General features: G+C 70.8%; 19 protein-coding genes. 14 read left to right on the forward strand and 5 right to left on the reverse strand.

The features are described from left to right. The first annotated feature begins 177 nt into the window (after positions 1-177). From rho to ABZ194_RS25665, 3 genes are all read left to right on the forward strand, one after another. A complete protein-coding gene (gene rho, locus ABZ194_RS25655) occupies positions 178-1,290 on the forward strand; it encodes a transcription termination factor Rho (RefSeq protein ID WP_355599563.1) in 1,113 nt (370 codons plus the stop codon). A gap of 66 nt (positions 1,291-1,356) precedes the next feature. After that, entirely contained in the window at positions 1,357-2,211 is an 855-nt protein-coding gene (locus tag ABZ194_RS25660) for a putative RNA methyltransferase (RefSeq protein WP_355599564.1), read from the forward strand. A gap of 175 nt (positions 2,212-2,386) precedes the next feature. Continuing rightward, complete coding sequence (locus tag ABZ194_RS25665) at positions 2,387-4,153, forward strand: prolyl oligopeptidase family serine peptidase (RefSeq protein WP_355599565.1); 1,767 nt, start codon at positions 2,387-2,389, stop codon at positions 4,151-4,153. 159 nt (positions 4,154-4,312) lie between these two features. On the opposite strand, the gene ABZ194_RS25670 is transcribed toward ABZ194_RS25665, so the two are convergent. After that, complete coding sequence (locus ABZ194_RS25670) at positions 4,313-5,854, reverse strand: SpoIIE family protein phosphatase (protein ID WP_355599566.1); 1,542 nt, start codon at positions 5,852-5,854, stop codon at positions 4,313-4,315. A gap of 121 nt (positions 5,855-5,975) precedes the next feature. On the opposite strand from ABZ194_RS25670, the gene ABZ194_RS25675 reads away from it, so the two are divergent. Both ABZ194_RS25675 and ABZ194_RS25680 read left to right on the forward strand, forming a co-directional pair. Beyond that, the gene (locus ABZ194_RS25675) at positions 5,976-10,154 is read left to right on the forward strand and encodes a HAMP domain-containing protein (RefSeq protein WP_355599567.1); all 4,179 of its coding nucleotides are present in this window, start codon (positions 5,976-5,978) and stop codon (positions 10,152-10,154) included. Beyond that, on the forward strand, positions 10,155-10,787 hold the full coding sequence (locus tag ABZ194_RS25680; RefSeq protein WP_355599568.1) for a response regulator: 633 nt from the start codon (positions 10,155-10,157) through the stop codon (positions 10,785-10,787). A gap of 180 nt (positions 10,788-10,967) precedes the next feature. Here the strand turns inward: ABZ194_RS25680 and ABZ194_RS25685 are convergent, their stop codons facing one another. Continuing rightward, a complete protein-coding gene (locus ABZ194_RS25685; protein WP_355599569.1) occupies positions 10,968-12,200 on the reverse strand; it encodes an NYN domain-containing protein in 1,233 nt (410 codons plus the stop codon). Positions 12,201-12,471: 271 nt separating this feature from the next. On the opposite strand from ABZ194_RS25685, the gene pyrE reads away from it, so the two are divergent. Next, positions 12,472-13,008 carry an orotate phosphoribosyltransferase gene (pyrE, locus tag ABZ194_RS25690; RefSeq protein WP_355599570.1) on the forward strand — a complete coding sequence of 179 codons (537 nt, stop codon included), beginning with the start codon at positions 12,472-12,474 and terminating at the stop codon, positions 13,006-13,008. 28 nt (positions 13,009-13,036) lie between these two features. Here the strand turns inward: pyrE and ABZ194_RS25695 are convergent, their stop codons facing one another. Beyond that, positions 13,037-13,444, reverse strand: a complete 408-nt coding sequence (locus tag ABZ194_RS25695) for a hypothetical protein (protein WP_355599571.1) — start codon at positions 13,442-13,444, stop codon at positions 13,037-13,039. A gap of 78 nt (positions 13,445-13,522) precedes the next feature. Beyond that, complete coding sequence (locus ABZ194_RS25700) at positions 13,523-14,248, reverse strand: VTT domain-containing protein (RefSeq protein ID WP_355599572.1); 726 nt, start codon at positions 14,246-14,248, stop codon at positions 13,523-13,525. A gap of 165 nt (positions 14,249-14,413) precedes the next feature. On the opposite strand from ABZ194_RS25700, the gene fbaA reads away from it, so the two are divergent. The 4 genes from fbaA (at position 14,414) to ABZ194_RS25720 (ending at position 18,375) form a co-directional block, all read left to right on the forward strand. Continuing rightward, positions 14,414-15,436, forward strand: a complete 1,023-nt coding sequence (gene fbaA, locus ABZ194_RS25705) for a class II fructose-bisphosphate aldolase (RefSeq protein WP_355599573.1) — start codon at positions 14,414-14,416, stop codon at positions 15,434-15,436. A 96-nt stretch (positions 15,437-15,532) separates the two neighbouring features. Continuing rightward, a complete protein-coding gene (locus ABZ194_RS25710) occupies positions 15,533-15,952 on the forward strand; it encodes a DUF3151 domain-containing protein (protein ID WP_355599574.1) in 420 nt (139 codons plus the stop codon). A gap of 127 nt (positions 15,953-16,079) precedes the next feature. Beyond that, positions 16,080-17,363 (forward strand): adenylosuccinate synthase, encoded by a 1,284-nt coding sequence (locus tag ABZ194_RS25715; RefSeq protein ID WP_355599575.1) that lies wholly within the window; start codon positions 16,080-16,082, stop codon positions 17,361-17,363. An 88-nt stretch (positions 17,364-17,451) separates the two neighbouring features. Continuing rightward, positions 17,452-18,375, forward strand: coding sequence for a glycerophosphodiester phosphodiesterase family protein (locus ABZ194_RS25720; protein ID WP_355599576.1), 924 nt, complete (start codon positions 17,452-17,454; stop codon positions 18,373-18,375). 195 nt (positions 18,376-18,570) lie between these two features. On the opposite strand, the gene corA is transcribed toward ABZ194_RS25720, so the two are convergent. Further along, on the reverse strand, positions 18,571-19,710 hold the full coding sequence (corA, locus tag ABZ194_RS25725) for a magnesium/cobalt transporter CorA (protein ID WP_355599577.1): 1,140 nt from the start codon (positions 19,708-19,710) through the stop codon (positions 18,571-18,573). Positions 19,711-20,205: 495 nt separating this feature from the next. On the opposite strand from corA, the gene purD reads away from it, so the two are divergent. From purD to ABZ194_RS25745, 4 genes are all read left to right on the forward strand, one after another. Beyond that, positions 20,206-21,441, forward strand: coding sequence for a phosphoribosylamine--glycine ligase (gene purD, locus ABZ194_RS25730; protein ID WP_355599578.1), 1,236 nt, complete (start codon positions 20,206-20,208; stop codon positions 21,439-21,441). Between the two features lie 99 nt (positions 21,442-21,540). Continuing rightward, on the forward strand, positions 21,541-22,578 hold the full coding sequence (locus ABZ194_RS25735; RefSeq protein WP_355599579.1) for a hypothetical protein: 1,038 nt from the start codon (positions 21,541-21,543) through the stop codon (positions 22,576-22,578). A gap of 191 nt (positions 22,579-22,769) precedes the next feature. Continuing rightward, positions 22,770-24,038, forward strand: coding sequence for a UDP-N-acetylglucosamine 1-carboxyvinyltransferase (gene murA / locus ABZ194_RS25740; RefSeq protein ID WP_355599580.1), 1,269 nt, complete (start codon positions 22,770-22,772; stop codon positions 24,036-24,038). Positions 24,039-24,261: 223 nt separating this feature from the next. After that, positions 24,262-25,548 carry a GTP cyclohydrolase IIa gene (locus ABZ194_RS25745; RefSeq protein ID WP_355599581.1) on the forward strand — a complete coding sequence of 429 codons (1,287 nt, stop codon included), beginning with the start codon at positions 24,262-24,264 and terminating at the stop codon, positions 25,546-25,548. The last annotated feature ends 150 nt before the right edge of the window (positions 25,549-25,698 follow it).

A 25,698-nucleotide genomic window follows, 5' to 3' on the forward strand; every position in this document is an offset into this window, starting at 1 on the left:
CGGTCTCCTGTTCGAAACGGATTGACGGTGCTACCTTGATATCGGGCGTGACGCACCGCCGGCTAGGCCGCGTGCGATGATCCGCCCCCCTTTTCCCCGGCCACCGCCTCTTTTCGACCTGCGGTGCGCCTTTTCCCCTTGTGAAAGGTCACCATGACCCCCCAGTCTCAGGCAACGATGAAACCTCCCCGTCCCCGCGAGAGCGACGCCCCCGTCGAGATCGTGTCCGGCCTGCTCGACGTCGGCGACAGGAACGGGCACATCAGGACGCACGGCTACCTGGCCGGTCCGGGCGACGTGCGCGTGCCCCACGCCCAGATCAGACAGTACGGCCTGCGCCCCGGCGACCACGTCGTCGCGGGTGCGCGCAGGCCGTACGAGCGGCTGACGGAGGTGCGGAGCGTCAACGGCACGACGGCCTGGCGCGACAGGCCCGACTTCGCGGACATGACACCGATCCACCCCCGCGACCGGCTCCGCCTGGAGACCGAGTCGATGACCACCCGGGTCGTCGACCTGTTCGCGCCGATAGGCAAGGGCCAGCGCGGCCTGATCGTCGCGCCGCCCAAGGCCGGCAAGACGATGGTCCTGCAGGACATGGCCGCCGCGATCACCCGCAACCACCCGGACTGCCACCTGATGGTGGTCCTCGTCGGCGAGCGGCCCGAGGAGGTCACCGAGATGCGCGAGTCCATCCGGGGCGAGGTCGCCGCGTCGACGTTCGACCGTCCCGACCGGGATCACACCGCCGTGGCCGAGCTCGCGGCCGAACGCGCCAAGCGGCTCGCCGAGGCCGGCCGCGACGTCGTCGTGCTGCTGGACTCGCTGACCCGCCTGGGCCGCGCCTACAACAACCTCGCCCCCGGTGGGGGCCGTACCCTGGCCGGTGGCCTCGACGCCGCTGCCCTGCTCCCCCCGCGCCGTTTCTTCGGCGCGGCCCGCAACCTGCGTGACGGCGGCTCGCTGACCATTCTCGCCACCGCCCTGGTGGAGACCGGCTCCCGGATGGACGACACCCTCTTCGAGGAGTTCAAGGGGACCGGCAACATGGAGCTGCGTCTCAGCCGAGCCCTCGCCGACAAGCGTCTCTACCCGGCGGTGGACCTCGACGCGTCGGGCACCCGCCGGGAGGAGATCCTTCTCGACCCGCACGAGCGGGAGCTGACCTGGCGCCTGCGCCGCACCCTGGGCGGCCTGGAGAGGCAGCAGGCCCTCGAACTCCTCACCGGCAGGCTCAGAAAGTCCCCCTCCAACGCCGCCTTCCTCCGGCAGATCCAGTCGGCCGCCTGACCGCTCCGGCGCCGGCCCCGTCCCGCCGCCGGACCGGCCGGGTCCGGGGCGCGAGATGATGAGGGGATGCTGGCCGACGTCGTCGAACACCTCATCTGCCCGGTCTGCGCGGACGGCCTGGACCGTGGCGATCGGGCCCTGCGCTGCCGTGGGGGGCACACCTTCGACATCGCCAGGCAGGGGTATGTCAGCCTCCTGGTCGGTTCGCGGGTGCCCGGAACGGCCGACGGCGCGGCCATGGTCGCGGCCAGGGAGGCGTTTCTCGGAGCGGGACATTTCGGTCCGCTCGCGGAGGCGGTCGCCGGGGCGTGCCGTACCGGGGCGGAGGTGGCGTGCCCTGCCGGGGCGGCGGTGGTCGCGGACGCGGGCGCGGGGACGGGGTACTACCTCGCCGGGGCGCTCGACCGGCTGCCCGGTGCCGTGGGGATCGCGCTGGATGTGTCCAAACACGCGATCAGGCGGGCCGCGCGGGCGCATCCCCGGCTGGGAGCCGTGGTGGCCGACGTGTGGCGCCCGCTTCCCGTCGGGAGCGACTCGGTGGACGTGCTCCTCAACGTGTTCGCCCCCAGGAACGGGGCGGAGTTCGCCCGGGTGCTCAGGGGCGACGGCACGCTGATCGTGGTCACGCCGACGTCACGGCACCTCGCCCCGCTGGTGGAGCGGCTGGGCCTGCTCTCGGTGGACGAGTCGAAGGAACGGCGGGTGGCGGAGAGCCTGGGCGGCCACTTTCTCGAAACCGGGCGCGGTCTTCACGAGTTCGGCATGACGCTGGAACGCGGGGCGGTGGCGGCCGTCGTGGGGATGGGACCGAGCGCCTGGCACACCGACCCGGGAGCCATGCGTACAAAGATCATGGAACTACCTGAAACCAGTGAAGTGGCCGCTTCCTTCCGCCTGTCTACATTTCGGCCTCGGCTCTGATCAAGCGACCCACTTGACAGATACCCTAGAGGCGCGTGTTACTGGAGTGACTTTTAGCCCGAAAATCCCACACATTAGCGCAGCAAATCGGTGGTGGAAGCGACATACTGGACGGCAATCCGGCGAGCCCGCGCCTGGACGCTTGAAGTCATGCCTTGACGAGGGGAAGCGCCATATGAAGGCGGAGGAACGCTGGCAGGCCAGGTTCCGAGCGCCACGCGTGACGCTGCCCGTATGGGCGCGCCACGCCCCGGCCCGGGCCGTTTACCGCAGCAACGCCTCCGGCGCGTGGGAGATCTACACCTGGGATCGCTCGACAGGCATCACACGCCAGGCGACCGCCCGGCCCAAGGGCACCTCGCACGGCACCATTGACCCCACCGGCCAGTGGATCTGGTGGTTCTCCGACACCGCGGGCGACGAGTGGGGCGGCTGGACGCGCCAGCCCTTCACCGGTGGCCCCAGCGAGCCGATCGACCTGGAACCCGGCTTCCCCACGGGGATCGCGCTGTCCACGGCCGGCGAGGCGGCGATCGGCATGGCCAGGCCCGGCGAGGGCTTCAAGATCTATGTCATCCGGCCGGGCGAACCCGCGCGCGTGATCTACGAGCACACCGAGGCCGCCTCCGTGGCGGCCATGTCCCTGAACGGCTCGCTGATCGCGATCAGTCACAGCGAGCACGGCGACTCCCGTCACCCCGCGCTGCGGGTGCTCCGGCCGAACGGCGCCACCGTCGGCGACCTGCACGACGGCCCGGGAAAAGGCGTCCTCGGCCTGCGCTTCGCGCCTCTGCCCGGCGACCGCAGGATGCTCACCCTGCACGAGCGCCGGGGACGCAGGGAGCCGCTGGTGTGGGATCCGGAGAGCGGCGACCAGCGGGAGATCTGGCTGCCGGACTCCGGTGAGATCACCGCGGACTGGTACGACGACGGCCGCGCGCTGCTCCTGGTCCGCGCCAAACGCGGCCGCACCCACCTGCACCGCTACGACCTCGCGGGCGGCAGGCTCTTTCCGATCGACACCCAGCACGGCATGATCGACTCCGCCGCGCCCCGGCCCGACGGCTCGGTGGAGTACTCCTGGTCAAGCGGCGCCCACCCGCCGGTGATCCGGTCGACCAACGGCCACGTGGTCATCAACCACGGCGGGCCGACCTCTCCGCCGTCGGTCCCGGTCGAGGACGTGGACGTGGAGGGGCCGGGCGGGCGCATCCACGCCCTGGTGTCGCGTCCCGCGCGCGGCTCGGGGCCGTTCCCGACGGTCTTCCTGCTGCACGGCGGGCCGACCTCGCAGGACGACGACTCCTTCCTGCCGCAGGTGGCCACATGGGTGGACCTCGGCTTCGCGGTCGTGCGGGTCAACTACCGGGGCTCCACCGGCTACGGCTCCGCCTGGCGAGACGCCCTGAGCGGCGAGGTCGGGCACATCGAGCTGGCCGACGTGGCCGCCGTCCGGGAGACCATGATCGACCGCGGCGTCGCCGACCCGGACCGGCTGGTGCTGTCCGGCGCGTCCTGGGGCGGCTACCTCACACTGCTCGGCCTGGGCACCCAGCCCAAGTCGTGGGCGGCCGGCATCGCCACCGCGCCCATCGCCGACCACCTGTCCACCTACCGGGAGGAGACCGAGTCGCTGCGGGCCTACCACCGCGCACTGCTCGGCGGCTCGCCGGACGAGCAGCCGGAACGCTACGCGAACTGCTCGCCGATCGCCTACGTCGACCAGGTCGAGGCGCCGGTGCTGATCCTGGCCGGGAAGAACGACCCGCGCTGCCCCATCGGGCAGGTCGAGACCTACGTGTCCCGGCTCGCCGAGCGCGGTCACGAGCACGAGGTCTACCGCTACGACGCGGGGCACGGCTCGCTGGTCGTCTCCGAGCGGATCGCCCAGATGTCGGCCCAGCTCGACTTCGCCCGCAAGCACATCAAGACGGAGGGCTGACCGCCTCCGGCGCCCCGCGCGACCCGGCGCCCCGTGCGCTCCAGCTCAGGAAACACCCCCGCCGCCCCGGAGACCCGATCGGCGCCGGTGGGCGGCGCGCGACCCGGCGAACGCCCGTGACCGCCGGACCGCCGGGCCTCCGGGCCGCGGAAGCACGATCTATCGGGCGCGCAGGACCACGATCGCCAGGTCGTCCGCGCTCGGCTCGGGGGCGAAGTCCTGCACGGCCCGGCGGATCCGCTCGGCGACCGCCCGGGCCGACAGCCCCACGCACTCGGCGAGCAGCTTGGCCAGTCCCCCGTTGTCGTCGAGCAGCCGGCCGTCCTGGCGCCGCTCGGTCACCCCGTCCGTCACCGCGAGCAGGACGTCGCCGGGGTCGAGGTGGACGAGCTCGGCCTTGAAGGTCGCCTCGGGGAAGACCCCCAGCAGCGACTGGGAGGTCACCACGGTCTCCACGACACCGCTGGGCCGCAGCCGCAGCGCCTCCGGGTGGCCGGCGGAGACCGTCCAGAGGTCCAGCCCCCTCGCCACGGGCTTGATCTCCCCGTGCAGCAGGGTCAGGAACCGGGCCCGGTCTCCCTCCTCCAGGATCGCCTGGTTGAGGCGGTCGAGGACGGCCGCCACGCCGTACCCCTCCCTGGCGAGCAGGCGCAGGGTGTGCCGGGCGAGACCGGTGACCGCGGCGGCCTCGGGGCCGGTGCCGCAGACGTCGCCCACCGCGAACCGCCAGAAGCCGTCCCCTGCCGCGAACAGGTCGTAGAAGTCGCCGCCGACCTCGTTGGTCTCACCCGCCGGCTCGTAGACCACGGCGGAGTCGAGCCCCGGGATCTCGCCGGGCTCGTCGGGGGGCAGCAGACTGCGCTGGAGCGCCTGGTTGGCCGCCGCCTGGGTGGCGTAGAGCCGGGCGTTGTCCATGGCCAGGGCGGCACGGCGGCCGATGTCCTCGGCGTACTGCAAGACGTCCTCGGCGAAGCGGTCGGGGCGCCCCAGGCACATCACCCCGAGTGCCCGTCCCCGGGCGAGGAGCGGGATCACCAGCATCTGCGAGTCGCCGAGCTGCATGGAGCCACCGGTCTGGGGTATCCGGACCGTGGCGAGCTCCTCCCGTAGTCCGTCGATGCGCCGCTCATCGGTGTGCCACAGGTAGGCTGGGCGCTGCGGGCCGCCGCCGTCGCTCCAGGTGTAGACCGCGCACCAGGTGGCCAGCCGGGGCACCACGATCTGGGAGATGATGGCGGGCACCATGTCCGGGTTGAGGGTCCCCGCGAGCAGGTCGCTGGCGTCGGCGAGGAAGCCCATCCAGATCGGCCCGCGGCTCGGCTCCTCGGTGGACCACTCCGCGGCCTGGCGCTCGGCGGATCCGGGCAGCCAGAGCCTGGCCCAGTGGGTCCGCCGCTGCCCGGTGAAGGTGACGCCCCACTCGTCCACCGGCACGGTGGGACGGCTGGGGGCCCTGTCGGAGGTGTTCCGCTGCCGGACCTCGACCTGGAGGCCGTCGCCCAGATGGTTCCAGATCACCTCGAACGGCACACCGGTCGCCGCCTGTGCGGCGAGCTCCCCGGCGAGCGACTCCGCGGCGGACATCACGGACACGGCGGCCCAGGCGGTCATCACCTCCCTGGTGAACCGCCTGGCGGCAGGGACGGCCGTGTCTCCTGGGGCGAATGTCGCGGCCAGCACGGCGCGGGGAGCATTGGTCATTGTTCCGTGCCTACCACACTTCACGCTGACATGGGGTAAATCGAAGGCGGGACTCGGAGTTGCGCACCGTGACAGACTGGGATGACTCGCGGCTGCGCCCCCCGGGAGTCAAGGAGGTCTCATGACCACGGCCAACACCGTGTCCGGCGTCGAGGAGCGGCGTTACACCGAATCGGACCTGCAGCCGATTCTCCAGACACTGATCACCTGGCGCGACGGTGACTTCCGTCGCCGGGTGCCGCATGCCCCGCCGGGGATCCTGAGCGAGATTCGCCTGCTCCTCAACGAGCTCGCCGACCGCCGCGAGCACCTCGCCAACGAGCTTCACCGGGTCCGCCGCGAGGTGGTGCGGGAGGGGCGGTTCGGCGAGCGCCTCACCCCCGGCCCCGGGGTGGGTTCCTGGGCCGAGAGCGTCGACTCGGTGAACGCGCTGATCGACGCCCTGGTGGGGCCGGTCAGCGGGGCTGCGGACGTGATAGACGCGGTGGCCAAGGGGGATCTGTCCCGCAGGATCGACCTGGATCGCAGCGCCCGGGGCGAGGTGCGCCGTCTCGGCAAGGCGATCAACGGCATGGTCGACCAGCTCTCGCTGTTCACCTCCGAGGTGACGCGCGTGGCCCGCGAGGTCGGCACCGAGGGGCGTCTGGGCGGCCGGGCGAACGTGCGGGGCATGTCGGGGAGCTGGCGTGACCTCACCGAGGCGGTGAACACCATGTCCAGCCGTGTGTCCGCGCAGGTCCGCGACATCGCGCTGGTCACCACCGCGGTCGCGAAGGGCGATCTGAGCCGTAAGGTCACCGTCGACGCGGTCGGCGAGATGTTCGAGCTGAAGAACACCGTCAACACCATGGTGGACCAGCTGTCGGCGTTCGCCGAGGAGGTCACCCGGGTGGCCCGCGAGGTCGGCACCGAGGGTGAGCTGGGCGGTCAGGCGCAGGTGCGCGGCGTCTCCGGTGTGTGGAAGGACCTCACCGACAACGTCAACTTCATGGCGGGCAACCTGACCACCCAGGTCCGCGCGATCGCCTCGGTGGCGACGGCGGTGGCCCAGGGCGACCTGTCCAAGAAGATCACCGCCGACGCCCAGGGGGAGATCCTCCAGCTCAAGGACACCCTCAACACCATGGTGGACCAGCTGTCCATGTTCGCCGACGAGGTCACCCGGGTCGCCCGCGAGGTCGGCACCGAGGGCCAGCTCGGCGGCCAGGCCCGCGTCCGAGGCGTCTCCGGTGTGTGGAAGGACCTCACCGACAACGTCAACTCCATGGGCAACAACCTCACCTACCAGGTCCGCAACATCGCCGAGGTCACCACCGCGGTCGCGAACGGCGACCTCACCCGCAAGATCGACGTGGACGCCCAGGGCGAGATCCTCGCCCTCAAGACCACCATCAACACCATGGTCGACCAGCTCTCCTCCTTCGCCTCCGAGGTGAGCCGGGTGGCCCGCGAGGTCGGCACCGAGGGGCAGCTCGGTGGTCAGGCGCAGGTGCCCGGCGTGTCGGGCACCTGGAAGGACCTCACCGACAACGTCAACGTGATGGCCAACAACCTCACCACCCAGGTCCGTCAGATCGCGGCCGTGTCCACCGCGGTGGCCCAGGGCAACCTCTCCAAGAAGATCACCGCCGACGCCCAGGGGGAGATCCTCCAGCTCAAGGACACCCTCAACACCATGGTGGACCAGCTGTCCATGTTCGCCGACGAGGTCACCCGGGTCGCCCGCGAGGTCGGCACCGAGGGCCAGCTCGGCGGCCAGGCCCGCGTCCGAGGCGTCTCCGGCGTCTGGAAGGACCTCACCGACAACGTCAACTCCATGGCCAACAACCTCACCTACCAGGTCCGCAACATCGCCGAGGTCACCACCGCGGTCGCCAACGGCAACCTCACCCGCAAGATCGACGTGAACGCCCAGGGCGAGATCCTCGCCCTCAAGACCACCATCAACACCATGGTCGACCAGCTCTCCTCCTTCGCCTCCGAGGTCACCCGGGTCGCCCGCGAGGTCGGCTCGGAGGGCAAGCTGGGCGGCCAGGCGCGCGTCGAGGGCGCCGAGGGCATCTGGAAGCGGCTCACCGAGAACGTCAACGAGCTGGCGGGCCGCCTCACCACCCAGGTCCGCGCGATCGCCGAGGTCACCACCGCCGTCGCCAGGGGCGACCTGACCCGCTCGATCACCGTCGACGCCGAGGGCGAGATCGGCGAGCTGAAGGACAACATCAACACGATGGTGTCCAACCTGCGCGACACCACCACGGCCAACCAGGAACAGGACTGGCTGAAGTCCAACCTGGCCCGGATCTCCCGGTTGATGCAGGGTCACCGCGACCTGATGGAGGTCGCCAAGCTGATCATGAGCGAGCTGACCCCGCTGGTCTCGGCGCACTACGGCGCCTTCTACCTCGCCGAGCCCACAGGCGACCACGACCTCTACCTGATCGCCGGGTACGGCACGCGCGCCGGCTCCCGGATCCGGGGACGCTTTGCCACGGGCGAGGGCATCGTGGGGCAGGCCGCGCTGGAGGGCAGGGGAATCCTCCTGCAGGACGTCCCGGCCCGCTACCTGACCGTGGACACCGGTCTCAGCAGCTCCGTCCCGGCGCAGATCGTGGTGCTGCCGATCCTGTTCGAGACCCAGGTTCTCGGCGTGCTGGAGCTGGCCTCCTTCCGGGAGTTCAGCGAGATACACCACGACTTCATGAACCAGCTCGTCGAGACCATCGGCGTCACGATGAACACGATCATCGCCAACTCCCGCACCGAGGACCTGCTGACCGAGTCGCAGCGCCTCACCACCGAGCTTCAGGAGCGTTCCGACGAGCTCCAGCGCCAGCAGGAGGAACTGCGCCGCTCCAACGCCGAGCTGGAGGACAAGGCGGCGCTGCTGGCCAAGCAGAACCGGGCCATCGAGATCCAGAACTTCCAGATCGAGCAGGCCCGCCGTACGCTGGAGGAGCGCGCCGAGCAGCTGGCGGTCTCCTCGCGCTACAAGTCCGAGTTCCTGGCCAACATGTCCCACGAGCTGCGCACCCCGCTGAACAGCCTGCTGGTGCTGGCCAAGCTGCTCACCGAGAACGCCGACGGCAACCTCACCCCGCAGCAGGTGGAGTTCGCCAGGACCATCCACGGCGCCGGTTCGGCCCTGCTCCAGCTGATCAACGACATCCTCGACCTGTCCAAGGTCGAGGCCGGGCGGATGGACATCCACCCCCAGCAGATCTCCCTGTCGAAGTTCGTCGACTACTTCGAGTCCACCTTCGCCCCGCTGGCCCAGGACAAGGGGCTGTCGTTCGCGGTGGAGGTGGACCCGTCGGTCCCGCAGGAGCTCCGCACCGACGAGCAGCGCCTGCAGCAGGTGCTGCGCAACCTGCTCTCCAACGCGATCAAGTTCACCCCCAAGGGCGAGGTACGGCTACGCGTCGTCCCCGCCCCGCGGACCGTCGCCTTCGTGGACGACACCCTGCGCGGCGCCGACGGCATCCTGGCCTTCGAGGTGGTCGACACCGGCATCGGCATAGCCTCCGACAAGCTGGAGGTCATCTTCGAGGCGTTCCGCCAGGCCGACGGGACCACCAGCCGCAAGTACGGCGGGACCGGCCTGGGCCTGTCGATCTGCCGGGAGATCGCCCGCCTGCTCGGCGGTGAGATCCATGTGATCAGCGAGGTCGGACGGGGCAGCACCTTCACCCTGTATCTGCCGCCGTCCTACGTCGGCCCGCTGGCCGCACGCGACGGCGGCGCGGCGTCGCCGAACTCCCTGCCCCGCAACCGGACGATCGTCGGGGTGCTGGAGGAGGACGACGACCTGCCGGAGGTGACGATGCCGGAGGAGGTGCCGATCTCGCACTTCCCCGAGCACGACGTCCAGCCGTGGAAGGGCGAGGACCCGCTCACCGGGGCCAAGATCCTGATCGTGGACGACGACATCCGCAACGTGTTCGCGCTGACCAGCGTGCTGGAACGGTACGGCTCCACGGTGGTCTACGCCGAGAACGGCCGGGAGGGCATCGAGCAGCTGGAACGGAACGAGGACGTCGCCCTGGTGCTGATGGACATCATGATGCCGGAGATGGACGGCTGGGCCACCACGTCCGCGATCCGCCGGATGCCGCAGTTCGCCGATCTGCCGATCATCGCGCTTACCGCTAAGGTCATGCGAGGCGACAGGGAGAAGAGCATCGCCTCAGGCGCCTCCGACTACGTACCCAAGCCCGTGGACGTCGACCGCCTGCTGGAACGTCTGCGCGGCTGGCTCACCCGGGGCAAGCCGACGGGCGACTCCAACGAAGGGGCGCGATAGATGGCGGAGCGAGCCAAGATCCTCCTGGTCGACGACCGGGAGGAGAACCTCATCGCGCTTGAGGCCATCCTCAGCTCACTCGATCTGGTGCCCGTCCGGGCCAGGTCGGGCGAGGAGGCGTTGAAAGCCCTGCTCAACACGGAGTTCGCGCTGATCCTGCTGGACGTGCGGATGCCCGGCATGGATGGGTTCGAGACCGCCTCGCACATCAAGCGGCGCGAGCGCACCCGCAACATTCCGATCATCTTCCTGACGGTGGTCGACAGCGCCCCCGACTACGCCTTCCGCAGCTACGCGGCCGGTGCGGTCGACTATCTCACCAAGCCGTTCGACCCCTGGGTGCTCCGGGCCAAGGTCGCGGTGTTCGTCGAGCTCTACAACATGAACCGCCGCCTGGCGGAGCAGGCCGGGATGCTCCGCGAACGTCTGACCGCCGAGTTGCCCCCCGGCGACGCCGGCGACCAGGCGGCGATCCTCCCCGAGCTGTCGAGGCGGCTCACCGCGGTCGAGGACGAGCTCTCCCGGGTCGTCGAGCTGGCCCGCAAGACCAACGACCCGAGCCTCACCGGGCCGCTCTCGGACCTGTCCCACCGGCTCGGTCACCTCCGCGCGGGCTTCGACGCCCTCTCCTGACGGCTCGTCCCGCGTTCCGCGCGCCCCTGCCGTGCCTTTCGGGGGAACGCGGTCGCGGACCGGGCCTCCGTCACGCCCGGTGCCCCCTGCCGCGCCGCGCGGCGTCCCACCGCGCCGGGCTCGGTCACCGAGCCCGGCGGCGCCGGAGGGGCCTCGGGGCCGGCACGTCACCGAAGAGGTCTAACGACGGGCCCGCTCCAGGGCGTCCCAGAAGCCTCGGCGCAGCGCGTGACGGACCTCGTCGTGCAGCAGGAAGTCGATCGGCAGGGAGGAGCCCTGCAGGAGACGGGCCTCCAGGTCGGACGGCATGCGGGGTTTACGGGCGAGGACGGCTTCCAGCCACAGGGCGGGGGCGTCCTTGGCGACGGACTCGCCGAAGTCGTGGCCCTCCTTGTGCGCGGCCTTCACCGCGTCGGAGAGGGTGGGCGCGCCACCGGGGGCGTTCTGGACCGGCACGGGGGCCGGCTGGGGGCCGGTGTAGACGCCGAGCTGGCCCGTCTGATAGCCGTGGGTGCCGCCGGTGTTCCCCTGGCCGTACGGCGGGGCGGGCGGCAACGGGCCGGTCGGCGGGATCGACGAGCCCCGGGGGCCGGAGGGACCCGGGGAACCGGTGGGGGCCGGGGAACCGGGAGGGTTCGGGGCGGTGGGCGGCGGGGCTTGAGGGGCCGGGGGCTGCGGCGGCTGGGAGGCCGGCGGGGCGGGGACGTCCCGGGTATAGCTCGAATAGGCCGAGAGGGCGGGCTGGGAGGGGGCGGGCCGGGACTGCCGGGTCTCCTGGCCGGGGGCCAGGGGTGGGGCGTTGTGGCCGGGGGAGGCCGTGACCTGACCGTTCGCGGTGGGCTGGTGACCGTTGGCCAGGGCCGGCGACTCCCCCACACCGTTGATCAGGTTGACGTACGGCCGCAGGTGGCCGACGGTGATCTCGATCAGGTCGTCGCACTCCTGGCGGAGCGAGCGGGACACGGCCCAGCCGCCGTCGGCGGCGATGTGCACGACGGTGACGCGGACGCCGAGGTCCTGGGCGTCGCAGACGACCTGCGCCAGGTCCTCGTCACCGCTGACCACCACCGCGTCGCAGACCGCGCCGCTGCGGGCCAGGGTCATCAGGTCGCGGTGGACCTGGGCGTCCACCCCTTCGCGGCGTCCCGGGCGGATGCGCGACAGCCGGAGTTTGAGGCCGGGGATGTCGGCCAGCGCTTCGTGCTCGGGGGTGCGGCGGCCCTCGATGGTCGCCTCGTACCAGTAGCAGCGGAGCAGCGGCAGCCCGGTGCGCTCCTTGGACAGACTGTTGAGCAATTTGAGTAGACCTGGGTAATCCCACGAGACCACTTCGCGATGGCGGGTGCCGTGCACAGCCATCGCGCCGTCGGCAAGCAGGTAGCCAGCGTCCACGAAAAGCGCGCAGCGATCCACGCGACACCGCCCTTCCTCCGTGGCCCTGCCCTTCCCGGCTCGTAAAAGCCCGGAAGAACTTCTGAGAGACCAGCCGACGGCCCTGTCTCAGGGTAATCAAGCAACTGATCGCCTGAGGGTGAATCCCGACGATTCGACCGGCGCGTGACCATGGGCCGAAGTCTTCACCCAGACCGTACCAGTTTGTCCCGTTCGTAAGGCCGTGCCGGTGGACCCGGTCCGCGCCTCCACCCGCCGTCGGCTCCTCCAGGATCGCCCTAACCTTGTTGCCATGAGCGATCGTGAGAACCTGCTGACCGAGATCAAGCGCAAGGGCGTCGTGCACGGCCGTGTCGTCCTCTCCTCCGGCATGGAGGCGGACTTCTACGTGGACATGCGCCGGGTGACCCTTGACGGGCAGGCGGCGCCGCTGGTGGGCCGGGTCATGCTGGACCTCACGGAGGATCTCGACTACGCCGCCGTCGGCGGGCTGACCCTGGGGGCCGACCCGGTGGCGGCCGCCATGCTGCACACGGCGGCGGCCCGGGGCCGGACCCTCGACGCCTTCGTGGTCCGCAAGGCGCAGAAGGCGCACGGCATGCAGCGACGGATCGAGGGGCCGGACGTGGCGGGACGGCGGGTGCTGGTGGTGGAGGACACCTCCACCACCGGCGGATCCCCCCTGACGGCGGTGGAGGCGCTGCGCGAGGCGGGGGCCGAGGTCGTCGCGGTGGCCACGATCGTGGACCGGGGGGCCGCGTCCGCGATCGCCGGGGCGGGCCTGCCGTACCTGACGGCCTACGGTCTTCAGGACCTGGGTCTCGCCTGAGGAGACCGGGGAGAGCCCGCGCGGCCGGTCACCCGCGGACGGCGGTGAACTCCTGGCGTTCGCCGGGCTCGCCCGGGGCGCGGGGCGCGCCGTTCACCTCGACGCGGACGGCGGCGGAGTCGGCCAGCACCACATCGATCTTGGGATCGAAGAACCGGACCTGCTCGTCCTTGGCCATTTCCCGGTTGAGCAGCACGTCGCCCCCGGTGACCCTGAGGAAGACCGTGGGGCAGCGCTGCCGCGGGCACCGGACGAGGATGGTGGGGACCCGCTCGGCGAAGGGGGATGCGGCGAACGGCGTGGTGACGGCCGCGAAGGGGGCGGGCCGCCGCGGATCGGGACCGAGCGACCCGGTCAGGGAGAGCCCGCCGATCACGGCCATGGCGACCGTCGTCAGCACCGCCAGACCCGCGAGGACAAGGCGGGCGATACCCATCGGATCAGACCTGTGGCGTCCCACATTGTGGAGGGTAGCGGCTGATCATGAAGTTCTACGACCCCCCGGTGAGACCGGTCAGCGCTGGACGTCGCCGCCCGAGGGGGCGGGGGGCGCGCTCCGGTGGTGCTTGCCCTGCGGCTCGGGAACGCCGGAACCGCCGTTCCTGCGGCTCTTCACGACCTCCCGGATGATCGGGATGACGGAGAGCAGGATGATCACCATGGCGCCGGGCAGAATGTACTTGTCGATGTTCGGCACGGCCGAGCCGACCAGGCGGCCGAAGATCAGCAGACCGTCGGTCCAGATGACGCCGCCGACGCAGTTCCACAGGAAGAACCGCTTGCGGTCCATGCCGAGCATGCCCGCGACCGGGTTGAGAAACGTCCGAACAATCGGGATGAACCGGGCGAGCACCACGGCTCTGGCCGGGCCGAACCTCTGGAAGTAGTGCTCGGCCTTCTCGACGTACTCCCGCTTGAAGAGCTTGGAGTCGGGCCGGTCGAACATCCTGCGGCCGTACGTGGCGCCGAGGTGGTGACCGAGCTGGGCGCCGACGATGGCGCAGACGGGGGCCAGGACCAGCAGCAGCGGGAACGACAGCGGCTTGAGGCCGGGGATGGCCTGGGCCGCCTCGGGGGTGCTGAAGACCCCGGCGGCCACGAGCAGCGAGTCGCCGGGAAGGAAGAAGCCGAGCAGCAGCCCGGTCTCGGCGAAGATGATGCCGAGTACGCCGACGGTGGCGAACGGGCCGAGCAGGCCGAGCCACCACTTGGGGTCGAGGAGATTGTGCAGGAGGTCCATCGGCGTGAAGCCTACCCGTGCCCGAGACCTCACATCGATATCTCGCACGGCTCGGAGGGTTGCCCGGCATGTCAGCCCGGGAAGGAACCCGAGATACTGGACAACGGGCTGCGCCCGTAGGAGCCCCGTGCCAGCTGTTCACAGCCGTCTCTAGGGAGATGACACATGCCTATCGCGACTCCAGAGGTCTACGCCGAGATGCTCGACCGGGCCAAGGCCGGTGAGTTCGCCTATCCGGCGATCAATGTGACCTCGTCCCAGACCCTCAACGCCGCGCTCCGGGGTTTCGCCGAAGCGGAGAGCGACGGCATCGTCCAGGTGTCGACGGGCGGGGCCGAGTTCCTGTCCGGCACCACCGTCAAGGACATGGTGACCGGTGCGACGGCGCTGGCGGAGTACGCCCGGGTCGTCGCGGCCAAGTACCCCGTGACGGTCGCGCTCCATACCGACCACTGTCCCAAGGACAAGCTTGACGGTTTCGCGCGACCACTGATCGACATCTCACTTGAACGGGTGGCGCGCGGGCAGGACCCGCTGTTCCAGTCGCACATGTGGGACGGCTCCGCCGTGCCGCTGGAGGAGAACCTGGAGATCGCCCAGGAGCTTCTGGACAAGTGCGCCCGCGCGAGGATCGTCCTTGAGGTGGAGATCGGTGTCGTCGGCGGCGAGGAGGACGGCGTCGTCGGCGAGATCAACGAGAAGCTCTACACCACCGCCGAGGACGCCCTCGCGACCGCCGACGCCCTGGGGCTCGGCGAGCGGGGCCGCTACATGCTCGCGGCGACCTTCGGCAACGTGCACGGCGTCTACAAACCGGGCCACGTCAAGCTCCGCCCGGGCGTGCTGAAGGAGATCCAGGAGGCCGTCGGCGCCAAGTACGGCAGGGAGAAGCCCTTCGACCTGGTCTTCCACGGCGGTTCCGGCTCGCTGCTTGAGGAGATCCACGAGGCGATCTCCTACGGTGTGATCAAGATGAACATCGACACCGACACGCAGTACGCCTTCACCCGCCCGATCGCCGACCACATGTTCAGGAACTACGACGGCGTGCTCAAGGTGGACGGTGACGTCGGCAACAAGAAGACCTACGACCCCCGTTCGTACGGCAAGGCCGCCGAGACGTCCATGGCCGCCCGGGTCGCCGAGGCGTGCCGGCACCTGAAGTCCGCGGGCACCCGGCTCACCTGAGGGCCGGTCGGCGAACCCCTCCCCTCCGGGGGCGCGCCCCCGGAGGGGAGGGGCCGATCTTGGCCTGCCCCCGGTGTACCGGGTAGGACTATCCCTATGGAATCGCACGAGAACCTCCTGGCCGGTCCGCCGCCCACCCGGCTGCCGGACCTGCCCGAGGCCCGAGAGGCGCTGGAGTCCGGCGCCCACCCATCCGACGTCGCCGCGCGTTTCCCGGCCTATCCGGCCGCCTGGGCCGCGCTCGCGGACGAGTCCTTCGCGGCGGGACACGCCGTGACCTCCTACGCGTTCGCCCGCACCGGCTACCACCGCGGCCTGGACCAGCTCCGCGGGGCCGGTTGGAAGGGGCACGGCCCGATCCCCTGGGACCACGCGTCCAACCGGGGGTTCCTGCGCTGCCTGCACGCGCTGGGCCGCGCGGCTCAGGCCATCGGCGAGAAGGAGGAGGCCGAGCGCTGCCAGCGGTTCCTGAAGGACTCCAGCCCCGAGGCCGCCGCTGAGCTGAACGGCCGCTGAGACCGGGGTTCCTCCCTCCTCCCCGGTGGGCGATCCCCATTTCCGAGCAGGTCGGGTATTCTCACCACGCAAGAGCCCCTGCCGCGATTGCGTCAGGGGCTTTGGTTTTTGCGGTGGGAGATTAGCGATGCCGGCTGTCGTTCTCGTTGGTGCCCAGTGGGGCGATGAGGGCAAGGGTAAGGCGACGGACCTACTCGGTGACCAGGTCGACTACGTCGTCAGATACCAGGGTGGCAACAACGCGGGGCACACGGTCGTCATCGGCGACCAGAAGTACGCGCTGCACCTGCTGCCGACGGGAGTGCTCTCCCCGAACGTCATCCCCGTGATCGGCAACGGCGTCGTCATCGACCCGGGTGTGCTGCTGAGCGAGATAGAGGGGCTGGAGGCCCGGGGTGTCTCCTCGGAGCGGCTGCTGATCTCGGCCAACGCGCACCTGATCATGCCTCACCACAAGGCCATCGACAAGGTCAGCGAGCGCTACCTCGGCAAGGCCAAGATCGGCACCACCGGCCGGGGCATCGGCCCCGCCTACGGCGACAAGATCTACCGGATGGGCGTGCGGGTCCAGGACCTGCTCGACCCGGGCATCCTGCGGCAGAAGATCGAGGTCGCCCTGGGTGAGAAGAACCAGATCCTCACCAAGATCTACAACCGCCGGGCGATCGACGCCGGCAAGGTCCTGGAGGAGTATCTCGGCTACGCCGAGCGCCTCAAGCCGCACATCGCCGACACCTCGCTGATCCTGAACGCGGCGCTGGACGAGGGCAGGGTGGTGCTGCTGGAGGGCGGCCAGGGCAACCTGCTCGACATCGACCACGGCACCTACCCGTTCGTCACCTCCTCCTCGCCGACGAGCGGCGGCGCCTGCTCGGGTTCGGGCATCCCGCCGACCCGGCTCACCGGCGTGATCGGCATCCTCAAGGCGTACACCACCCGTGTCGGCTCCGGCCCGTTCCCGACCGAGCTTGAGGACGAGATGGGCGACTGGCTGCGCACCACCGGCGGCGAGTACGGGGTGACCACCGGCCGCAACCGCCGCTGCGGCTGGTTCGACGCGGTGATCGCCCGTTACGCCGCCAGGATCAACGGCGTCACCGACTTCTTCCTCACCAAGCTGGACGTGCTGTCGGGCCTGGAGCGGATCCCGGTGTGCGTCGCCTACGAGGTGGACGGCGTCCGCCACGACGAGATCCCGATGACGCAGACCGACTTCCACCACGCCAAGCCGGTGTACGAGGAGCTGCCCGGCTGGCAGGAGGACATCTCCGGCGCCAAGTCCTTCGATGACCTGCCCGTCAACGCGCAGTCCTACGTGAAGGCCCTGGAGCGGATGAGCGGCGCCCGCGTCTCGGCCATCGGCGTCGGCCCCGGCCGTACTGAAACGCTCCAGATTCACCCGTTGATCTGACCTTGTCACCCGCGAGGTTCGCGTCCGGCCACCCCCCGGACGCGAGCCGCGCGGGAAAATCGGGACGCGAGGTCGGTAAGGTCCCTGTGTGCATGCCGAGATTCATGGTCACAGGGGAGCCCGCGGGCTCCGGCCGGAGAACACCCTGCCCGGTCTCGCCCACACGCTGGAGCTGGGTGTCGACGCGCTGGAGTTCGACGTCGCGCTGACGGCCGACCGGCGGCTGGTGCTCACCCACGACCTGACGGTGTCGGCGGTGACCAGTGCCGACACCCGGCCGGCCGTTCCGTACGACCCGCTCTTCCCCTACGTGGGCAGGGCCGTCGGCGAGCTCACCCTGGCGCAGCTGCGCACCCTCGACTGCGGGGTACGGCTGCCGCGCCACCCCGGCGACCGTTTCGCCGCGACGCAGGTGCCGGTGCCCGGCGCCCGCATGCCGACGCTCGGGGCCGTGCTGGGACTGGTGGACGCCTACGGCGCCGACGGCGTGCGGATGCACGTCGAGCTGAAGTCGGATCCGACGAGGCCCGAGCTCAGCGCCGACCCCCACGAGTTCACCGAGCTGGTGGTCGCCGAGCTCGACCGGCACCGCAGACTCGGCGGGGCGGCGATCCTCAGCTTCGACTGGCGGATCCTGGACGCGGCCCGCTCACTGGCCCCGGCGACCCCGCGCTACGCCCTGGTGGAACGCGCCACCATGGACGGCGCCTGGTTCAACGGCCTGCGGCTGGAGGACTTCGACGGTGACCTGCCGGCGGTCGCGGCGACGGCCGGGGGCACCGCCCTCTCGCCCGACCACGTCCTGATGGACGAGGAGCTGGCGTGCCGGGCGGAGAAGGCGGAGCTGCCGGTGGTCGTCTGGACGGTCAACGAACCCGGCAGGGCCGCCGAGATGCTCGATCTCGGGGTGGCCGGGATCGTCACCGACTACCCCGACCGGATGCGCGCCCTCTGGGCCGACCGGGACATGCGCCTGCCCGCCCCGGTGACCTGCGGGCCCGGGACGAGCTGAGCGCGGGGGCGGGTTCGAGCGCGGGAGCTCAGGCGTGGGGGCTCGGGCGTGGGGGCTCGGGCGTGGGCTGAACGCAGGGGCGCGTATGAGCACGGGGGCCGGGGCGGGCTGCGCGCGGGGGCCCGGCGCGCCGTACGGGCCCCTGGAGCGCCGGGGAGAGGGAAGGCTCCGCTCTCCCCGCGGGGCCCGCGGGGGTCACAACCAGCCGTTGCGGCGGAAGCCCCGGTAGAGCAGCGAGCAGACGACCGCCATGACGGCGACCACGATCGGATAGCCGAAAACGGAGTCGAGTTCGGGCATGTGGGTGAAGTTCATGCCGTAGACCCCGGCGATCATCGTGGGGACGGCCATGATGGCGACCCACGAGGAGATCTTCCGCATGTCCTCGTTGGCGAGCGCGTTGGAGCGGGCGAGTGCCGCCTGCAGGATGGAGTTGCAGAGCTCGTTGGAGGAGTCGACCTGCTCGCAGACGCGGGCCAGGTGGTCGGCGACGTCGCGGAAGTACTCGCGCATCTCCGAGGGGATCATGCGGCGCTGGGCCAGCGTGGCCAGCGGCGACTGGAGCGGGGTGACCGACCGCTTCATCTCGATCATCTCGCGCTTGAGGTTGTAGATCCGGCCGATGTCCCGGGCGCTGACGTCGGCGAAGACCATGGCCTCGACGTCCTCAAGCTCGGTCTGCATCAGGTCGGCCACGGTGAGGTACTTGTCCACGACGTGGTCGGCGATCGCGTGCAGCACCCCGGTCGGGCCGCGGTTGAGGAGCTTGGGCTTGTCCTCCAGGCGTTCGCGCACCTCCGACAGCGGGCAGTGCCCGCCGTGCCGTACGGTCACCACGAAGTCGGGCCCGACGAAGACCATGATCTCGCCGGTGCCGATGATCTCGCTGGTGGCGGTGAGCACGTCGTGGTCGAGGTAGGCGACGGTCTTCAGGACCATGAACAGCGAGTCGCCGTACCGCTCGACCTTGGGGCGCTGATGAGCCTTGACGGCGTCCTCGACGGCGAGCGGGTGCAGGGCGAAGACCTCGGCCAGCCACTCGACCTCGGGGGCGTCGGGCTCGTGCAGGCCGACCCAGACGAAGGCGTTGTCCTTCTCCTCCGCGGCGTTGTGCTCGCGCTTCTCGGCGGCGTTGTGCTCGCGGACCAGCTCCAGGGCGTCGGTGATGCCCAGAGCCTCGATCTTCTTACCGTCGATGTAGGCGGCGTACTCGACGAGCGAGTCGCTCGGCGGGACGCACGGGGTGTTCATCCGGTCACGGACCGGAACGGCGGCGCGCGGCGCGCGGACCGCACGGACGTGCTTGATACGGGGAAAAAGGAGCGAAGAGCGCATGGCGAGCCTTTCCCGCCCGACCTGGCGCTGCCCACGCGCGACGCGATGTCACCTCAGTTCGAACGGGAATGCGCGTGGGGCCGGTCGGACACCGGTGTGAAGTGGTCGAGGGCGCGCACGGAACATGTGCGCGAGCACGTACTGCTGGGATCACCAGAGGACATCTCCAACCACCTCCAATCGGCACGGGGACAGGCAAAGCAGCCCAAAGGTAGCACAGGGCTGGGGAACGTCCCCCCAGGATACTCCCGCCCCGAGAGGCGATCATGCATACTCGGCGAAATTAGCGCCCTTTTTACGGCTGCATTCACCGTTTCGACATAGTGCGTCCATAGAGCCGGAGCCGCCGGAGCTAAAGACGGCCGGAACAAACGCGGCCGGAGTTCCGGAGATTCGAACGGATACCCGAACGGATACCCGGCGCGCGAACACCGCCCTTTCTCCGTCCACAACCTGCGGACGGGCGGCCGACCGGCGGCCGATAGGCTCTGGCGAGTGCGCGTTCTTGTGATTGGATCCGGCGGGCGTGAACACGCCCTGTGCCGGTCGCTGGCGGCGGACCCCCAGGTCACCGAGGTTCACTGTGCTCCGGGCAACGCGGGCGTCGCCCAGGTCGCGACCCTGCATCCGGTGGTCGCGACCGACCCGGCCGCGGTCACCCGGCTCGCCGGGGAGCTCGGAGCCGACCTGGTCGTGATCGGCCCCGAGGCCCCGCTGGTCGCCGGGGTCGCGGACGCGGTCAGGCGGGCGGGCGTCCCCTGCTTCGGACCGTCCGCCGAGGCCGCCAGGATCGAGGGCTCCAAGTCCTTCGCCAAGGAGGTCATGACCTCGGCCGGCGTGCCCACCGCGCGGTCCCGCACCTGCGTCACGCCCGAGGAGACCGCGGCGGCGCTGGAGGAGTTCGGCACGCCGTACGTGGTCAAGGACGACGGGCTGGCCGCGGGCAAGGGCGTGGTGGTCACCGATGACCGGCAGGAGGCGCTCAGGCACGCGGCGACCTGCGGGCGCGTCGTCGTCGAGGAGTTCCTCGACGGCCCCGAGGTGTCGCTGTTCGCGCTCTGCGACGGATCCACCGCCGTGCCGCTCCAGCCGGCCCAGGACCACAAGCGCGCCTACGACGGCGACCTGGGCCCCAACACCGGCGGCATGGGCGCCTACACGCCGCTGCCCTGGGCGCCGGCGGACCTCACCGGCCGGGTGATGGCCGAGACCGTCATCCCGACCGTGAACGAGCTGGCCGGGCGCGGCACGCCGTACACCGGGGTGCTCTTCGTGGGGCTGGCCCTCACCTCGTCGGGCCCGAAGGTGATCGAGTTCAACGCGCGGTTCGGCGACCCGGAGACCCAGGTCGTGCTCGACCGGCTCCAGACGCCGCTCGCCGGCCTGCTGCTCGCCTGCGCGACCGGGACGCTCGGCGGGTTCGGGCCGCTCTCCTACCGCGAGGGCGCCGCGGTGACCGTGGTGGTCGCGGCCGAGAACTACCCCGGGGAGCCGGTCAGGGGCGACGTCGTCGAGGGGCTCTGCGACATCGCCGGAGACGACGCCTACGTGCTGCACTCCGGCACCGTGTTCGACGGCGACCACGTCGTCTCCGGCGGCGGGCGGGTGCTCAGCGTGGTCGGCACCGGCCCCGACGTCGCCGCCGCGCGCGCGGCGGCCTACCGGGCGGTCGGCCGCGTCCGCCTGCGCGGCTCGCACCACCGCACCGACATCGCCGGACGCGGCGCCTGACCGACAATCCGGCCGACGAGGGACATGGCACCTGATCGGCGTGGTGCGATAGGCCCGGGGAGATCCTCCCCGTCCCGGCCGCTCCCCCACGGAGGAACGATGTCGCTCAACCACCCGGTGTCCCTGGAACGGATCGGCGACACCGGGGTACTGCGCTGGCCGGGCACCTGGCGGGTGTACGTGGCCACGCGCTGCGAGGAGATCCGGGCCGACGCCGAGCGCGCCCTGACCATGCGCGACGAGGCGGGCCAGCTCGTGTCCGTGGGCGAGGGCATCGGCACGCACCTGGCCCGCGCGGAGTCCTACACGCGGGCCAGGAACGGCCTGCGGCGCTGGCTGACCGGCCAAGCCGTCGAGGGTGCCTGGTCGAACGTCAACAGCGCGACCGTGATGCTGTACGGCGTGCTGCCGACGGCCGAGCTGCGCGGCCGGGGCCCCGAGGTGGTGGCGATCGGCCGGGCCTACCTGCCCGGTGACGACCCCCGGCTGACGCAGCTCCAGGCGAGGCTGTCGGCCGGGAACATGGGCGAGGACGACAGGCCGCTGATGCAGTCGGTGCTGCGGGCCGCCTACACCGCCCAGGCGATGGAGACCGGCCGGGTCCGCAACTTCCGCAACCTTTTGCTCGGCGGGGTGTTCATGCTGAGCCTGATCGTGGTGGCCGTGGTGGTCACCGGCGCGATCTGGCCCGACGCCATCCCGATGTGCGGAAACCAGGCGGTGATCCAGCCCCACGGGCTGCTGCCCGCGCAGATCTGCCCGACCGGGGGCCGCAGCCCCGGCCACGGCGACGTCCCCCTGGTCGCCCTGATCGGCGTTCTGGGCGCGGCCCTGGCCACGGCGGCCTCGCTCTCCAGCCGCTCCGAGCTGTCCACCCGCTACTCGCTGGCGGTGGTGCAGAACCTGCTCAAGGCACCGGCCGGGGTGGCGACCGCCGTACTGGGCCTGCTGATCCTGAACTCGGGCTTCGTCCCCGGCTTCACCGGGCTCGCCTCACAGCCCGCGATCCTGGTCTGGGCCATGGCCTTCGGGTACGGCCAGCAGGTCGTCACCCGCTTCGTCGACCAGCGTGCCGACTCCCTGCTGTCGGCCGCCTCCCCGCTGACCCCGGCCGGCCGGGGCTCCCGGGCCGGGTGAAACACCCTCGGGTCCTCCCGTGGAGGCGATCACGTGCGGGCTCCGGGGCGACTGAGTAATCGGTCACCCATGGGGTGGTTCCCGCACGAAGTGGCCGGTTCGGGGGCATCCAACGGCTAGTGTTGGCCGACGACCTCCGGCTGCCGCCCCCGCAGTACGAATAGCAACCCCACCCCCAAGGAGCATGACGCATGGTCCGTTACCGCGTGCGCGGCGGCAACCCCCTCCGTGGAACCGCCTTCATCCAGGGTGCCAAAAACGCCGTGCTGCCCATGATCGGTGCGGCGCTCCTGGCGGCCAGGGGCCGCACGGTGCTGCGCAACGTCCCCATCATCGAGGACGTACGCCGCGCGGTGGAGCTGGCCGAGGCGATCGGCGCCAAGGTCGAGCTGCACGAGGCGGAGCGCACGCTGGTGATCGACGCCTCCTCCCTGCGCAGCCCGGTGCTGCCCGCCGAGATCGCCCGCCGCTTCCGGGGTTCGGTGCTGTTCGTGCCCGCGCTGCTGCACCGTCTCGGCGAGGCGGTCATCGAGGGGGTGGGCGGCTGCAACCTCGGCAGCCGAAACCTCGACTTCCACTACCTGGGCTACAAGCGGCTGGGCGCGGTCGTGGACGAGGGCGACTCCGTCATCCACGTCAAGACGGCCGGCTTCACCGGCGCCACCCTGTACCTCGACACCCCCTCGCACACCGGCACCGAGAACCTGATCATGGCGGGCGCCCTCGGGCGCGGCACCACCGTGATCGAGAACGCGGCGCTGGAGCCCGAGGTCCTCGACGTGATCGAGATGCTGACCCGGATGGGCGCGAGGATCAGCGGCGGCGGGACCGGGTTCATCACCGTGGAGGGCGTGGAGGAGCTCCAGGCCGTCGAGCACACCGTGATGCCCGACCGCCTGGACGCGGGCGTGTTCGCCATGGCCGCGGCGATCACCGGTGGCGAGGTCAACCTGGTCGGCGCGGACCTGGACCACCTCGGCGTGGTCCGCTACAAGCTGGAGCAGATGGGCGTGGAGTTCGCCGACCAGGGCGCGGTGCTCCACGTGCGCCGGGACCGCCCGCTCCGCCCGATCAACGTGATCACCGACACCTATCCCGGCTTCGCCACCGACCTGCAGTCACCGATCATGACGGTCGCCTGCCTGGCCGACGGCGCCAGCTACATTCACGAGCGCATCTTCGACGGCCGGTTCGCCCTGGCCTCCGAGCTGAACAAGATGGGCGCCGACATCGAGGTGAAGGAGAACAGCGCCGTCGTCCGCGGCGCGACCCCGCTCACCGGAACCGACGTGACCGCGCACGACCTCCGCTCCGGAATCGCCCTGGTCCTCGCCGGTCTGGCGGCCGAGGGGGAGACCGTGATCGGCTCGGGATATCTCATCGACCGGGGTCACGCATATCTCGCCGAGCGTATGCAGGCGCTGGGCGCGGATGTGCGCCGAGAGATTTCACCATCATAATCAACCGGTTTCAGTCCCCCAAAAACCACTCTGACCTGTGTAAACACTAGGAGTCAGGGTTTAGACCGTGGGTTCCTCCAAGAATTAACGGCAAAACGGGCGTGACATTACGGCCCCCGCAAGCGATCGTTCCAAAAGAGAGCCGAAACAGACGGACGGCAGGATGGGACGAACATTGGTCGAGCGGGCCGAAGAAACTCCACGAGTGTCACGCCCAGGTGCTATGACACCGGACCTCACTATCGGTGTGGTGGGCCCCCATGATCTTGTGGAGCGAGTGATGCTTATGGGACACGCGGCGGCACCCCTGCCCTGTCGCCTGGTAGCCGCTGCCTACCGGGACGAGCAGGAAGCCGCCGACAAGGTAACCCGACTGGGAGCGGGGGTGGACGCATGTCTGTTCGCCAGCCCGGTCCCCTACGATCTGGCACGGCGTTCGGGGGTGCTGACGATGCCCGCGACCTATGTCCAGCTCGGCGGCGCCGCACTGATCGCCGCGCTGGCCAGGGCCGCACTGGACGAGCGGATAGACCCGCGAAGGGTCAGCGTCGACGTGCTGAACAGGGCCGACGTCGAGGAGGCGTACGCCGATCTCGGCCTGCCCTCCGGGGACGTACACAGCCGTGACGAGCCGGGGGCCACCGGCACGATCACGGCCTTCCACGAACGGCTGGCTCGCCAGGGCCACACCAGCGGGGCGCTGACCTGTCTGCCGGCGGTGGCCGACCGCCTGCAGACGTCCGGGGTCGCGGTGGTCAGGATCCGCCCGACCTCGGCGGCGGTCCGTACGGCGCTGCACACGGCGGCCCTGCTGGGAGCACACCACCGGCTGGAGGAGTCGCAGCTCACCGTGGTCCTGGTGGAGGTGCCCACGCTCCGTGAGCCGGTGCGCCGGGCGGCGCCGCGCTACTGGCGCGACGAGCTCCGGCTGTCCCTGCACCGGCTGCTGGTGCAGGAGGCCAACCGGATCAACGCGTCGGTGACCGCGGTCGACGACCACAGCTACATGGTCACCGCGACCCGCGGTTCGGTGGCCACGGCCACCGAGGGCTTCCGGGTGCTGCCGTTCGCGGCCCGGGTGCGGGACGAGCTCGGGCTGGCGGTGGAGGTGGGGGTCGGCATGGGCCGTACCACCCACGACGCCGAATCCCACGCACGGGCCGCGCTGGCACGCACGCAGGCGGGCAAACAGGCCCAGGGCTTCGCGGTGGACCGGGAGGGCCGGGCGCTGATCCCGGCGCCCCGGATGCCTCCGCAGGGCGGGGCGCTGAAGCCGAAGGGCGTGGAGGTGCTGTCCCGGCTGGCGGCCAAGTTAGAGGGCGGGGACACGGTGGTGGACGCGGAGAACGCCGGCAAGATGCTCGGCGTCACCCCGCGTACGGCACGGCGGCTGCTGCGCACGTTGGTCGACGAGGGACTCGCGTGGCCGCTTCCGCCGAACCGGACCCCGCAGCCCGGCCGGCCACGCCAGCTCTACCGGCTGATCGTGGAGAAACTCAGCGGTCGCTGAGGGCCTCCCAGGCCGCCTCGCACGCCCGGAGGTGGCCTGTGGGCCCTGGATGGCGCCGTGGGGGCGGGGGGCCCCCCCCGGGGGGGCCCCCCCCCCCCCCCCGCCCCCCCCCCCCCCCCGGGGGCGCGCCCCCCCCCCCCCCCCACCCCC

The sequence above is a fragment of the Streptosporangium sp. NPDC006007 genome (assembly GCF_040614315.1).
Lineage (GTDB): Bacteria > Actinomycetota > Actinomycetes > Streptosporangiales > Streptosporangiaceae > Streptosporangium.

Bases quoted from the DNA above. Each gene is read 5' to 3' on its own strand.
- rho (WP_355599563.1), top strand. From the start codon at position 178: ATGAAACCTCCCCGTCCCCGCGAGAGCGACGCCCCCGTCGAGATCGTG.
- ABZ194_RS25670 (WP_355599566.1), bottom strand. From the start codon at position 5,854: ATGACCAATGCTCCCCGCGCCGTGCTGGCCGCGACATTCGCCCCAGGA.
- ABZ194_RS25710 (WP_355599574.1), top strand. From the start codon at position 15,533: ATGGAATCGCACGAGAACCTCCTGGCCGGTCCGCCGCCCACCCGGCTG.
- ABZ194_RS25665 (WP_355599565.1), top strand. From the start codon at position 2,387: ATGAAGGCGGAGGAACGCTGGCAGGCCAGGTTCCGAGCGCCACGCGTG.
- ABZ194_RS25675 (WP_355599567.1), top strand. From the start codon at position 5,976: ATGACCACGGCCAACACCGTGTCCGGCGTCGAGGAGCGGCGTTACACC.
- murA (WP_355599580.1), top strand. From the start codon at position 22,770: ATGGTCCGTTACCGCGTGCGCGGCGGCAACCCCCTCCGTGGAACCGCC.
- ABZ194_RS25745 (WP_355599581.1), top strand. From the start codon at position 24,262: ATGACACCGGACCTCACTATCGGTGTGGTGGGCCCCCATGATCTTGTG.
- pyrE (WP_355599570.1), top strand. From the start codon at position 12,472: ATGAGCGATCGTGAGAACCTGCTGACCGAGATCAAGCGCAAGGGCGTC.
- fbaA (WP_355599573.1), top strand. From the start codon at position 14,414: ATGCCTATCGCGACTCCAGAGGTCTACGCCGAGATGCTCGACCGGGCC.
- ABZ194_RS25715 (WP_355599575.1), top strand. From the start codon at position 16,080: ATGCCGGCTGTCGTTCTCGTTGGTGCCCAGTGGGGCGATGAGGGCAAG.
- ABZ194_RS25660 (WP_355599564.1), top strand. From the start codon at position 1,357: ATGCTGGCCGACGTCGTCGAACACCTCATCTGCCCGGTCTGCGCGGAC.
- ABZ194_RS25680 (WP_355599568.1), top strand. From the start codon at position 10,155: ATGGCGGAGCGAGCCAAGATCCTCCTGGTCGACGACCGGGAGGAGAAC.
- ABZ194_RS25700 (WP_355599572.1), bottom strand. From the start codon at position 14,248: ATGGACCTCCTGCACAATCTCCTCGACCCCAAGTGGTGGCTCGGCCTG.
- ABZ194_RS25695 (WP_355599571.1), bottom strand. From the start codon at position 13,444: ATGGGTATCGCCCGCCTTGTCCTCGCGGGTCTGGCGGTGCTGACGACG.
- ABZ194_RS25735 (WP_355599579.1), top strand. From the start codon at position 21,541: ATGTCGCTCAACCACCCGGTGTCCCTGGAACGGATCGGCGACACCGGG.
- corA (WP_355599577.1), bottom strand. From the start codon at position 19,710: ATGCGCTCTTCGCTCCTTTTTCCCCGTATCAAGCACGTCCGTGCGGTC.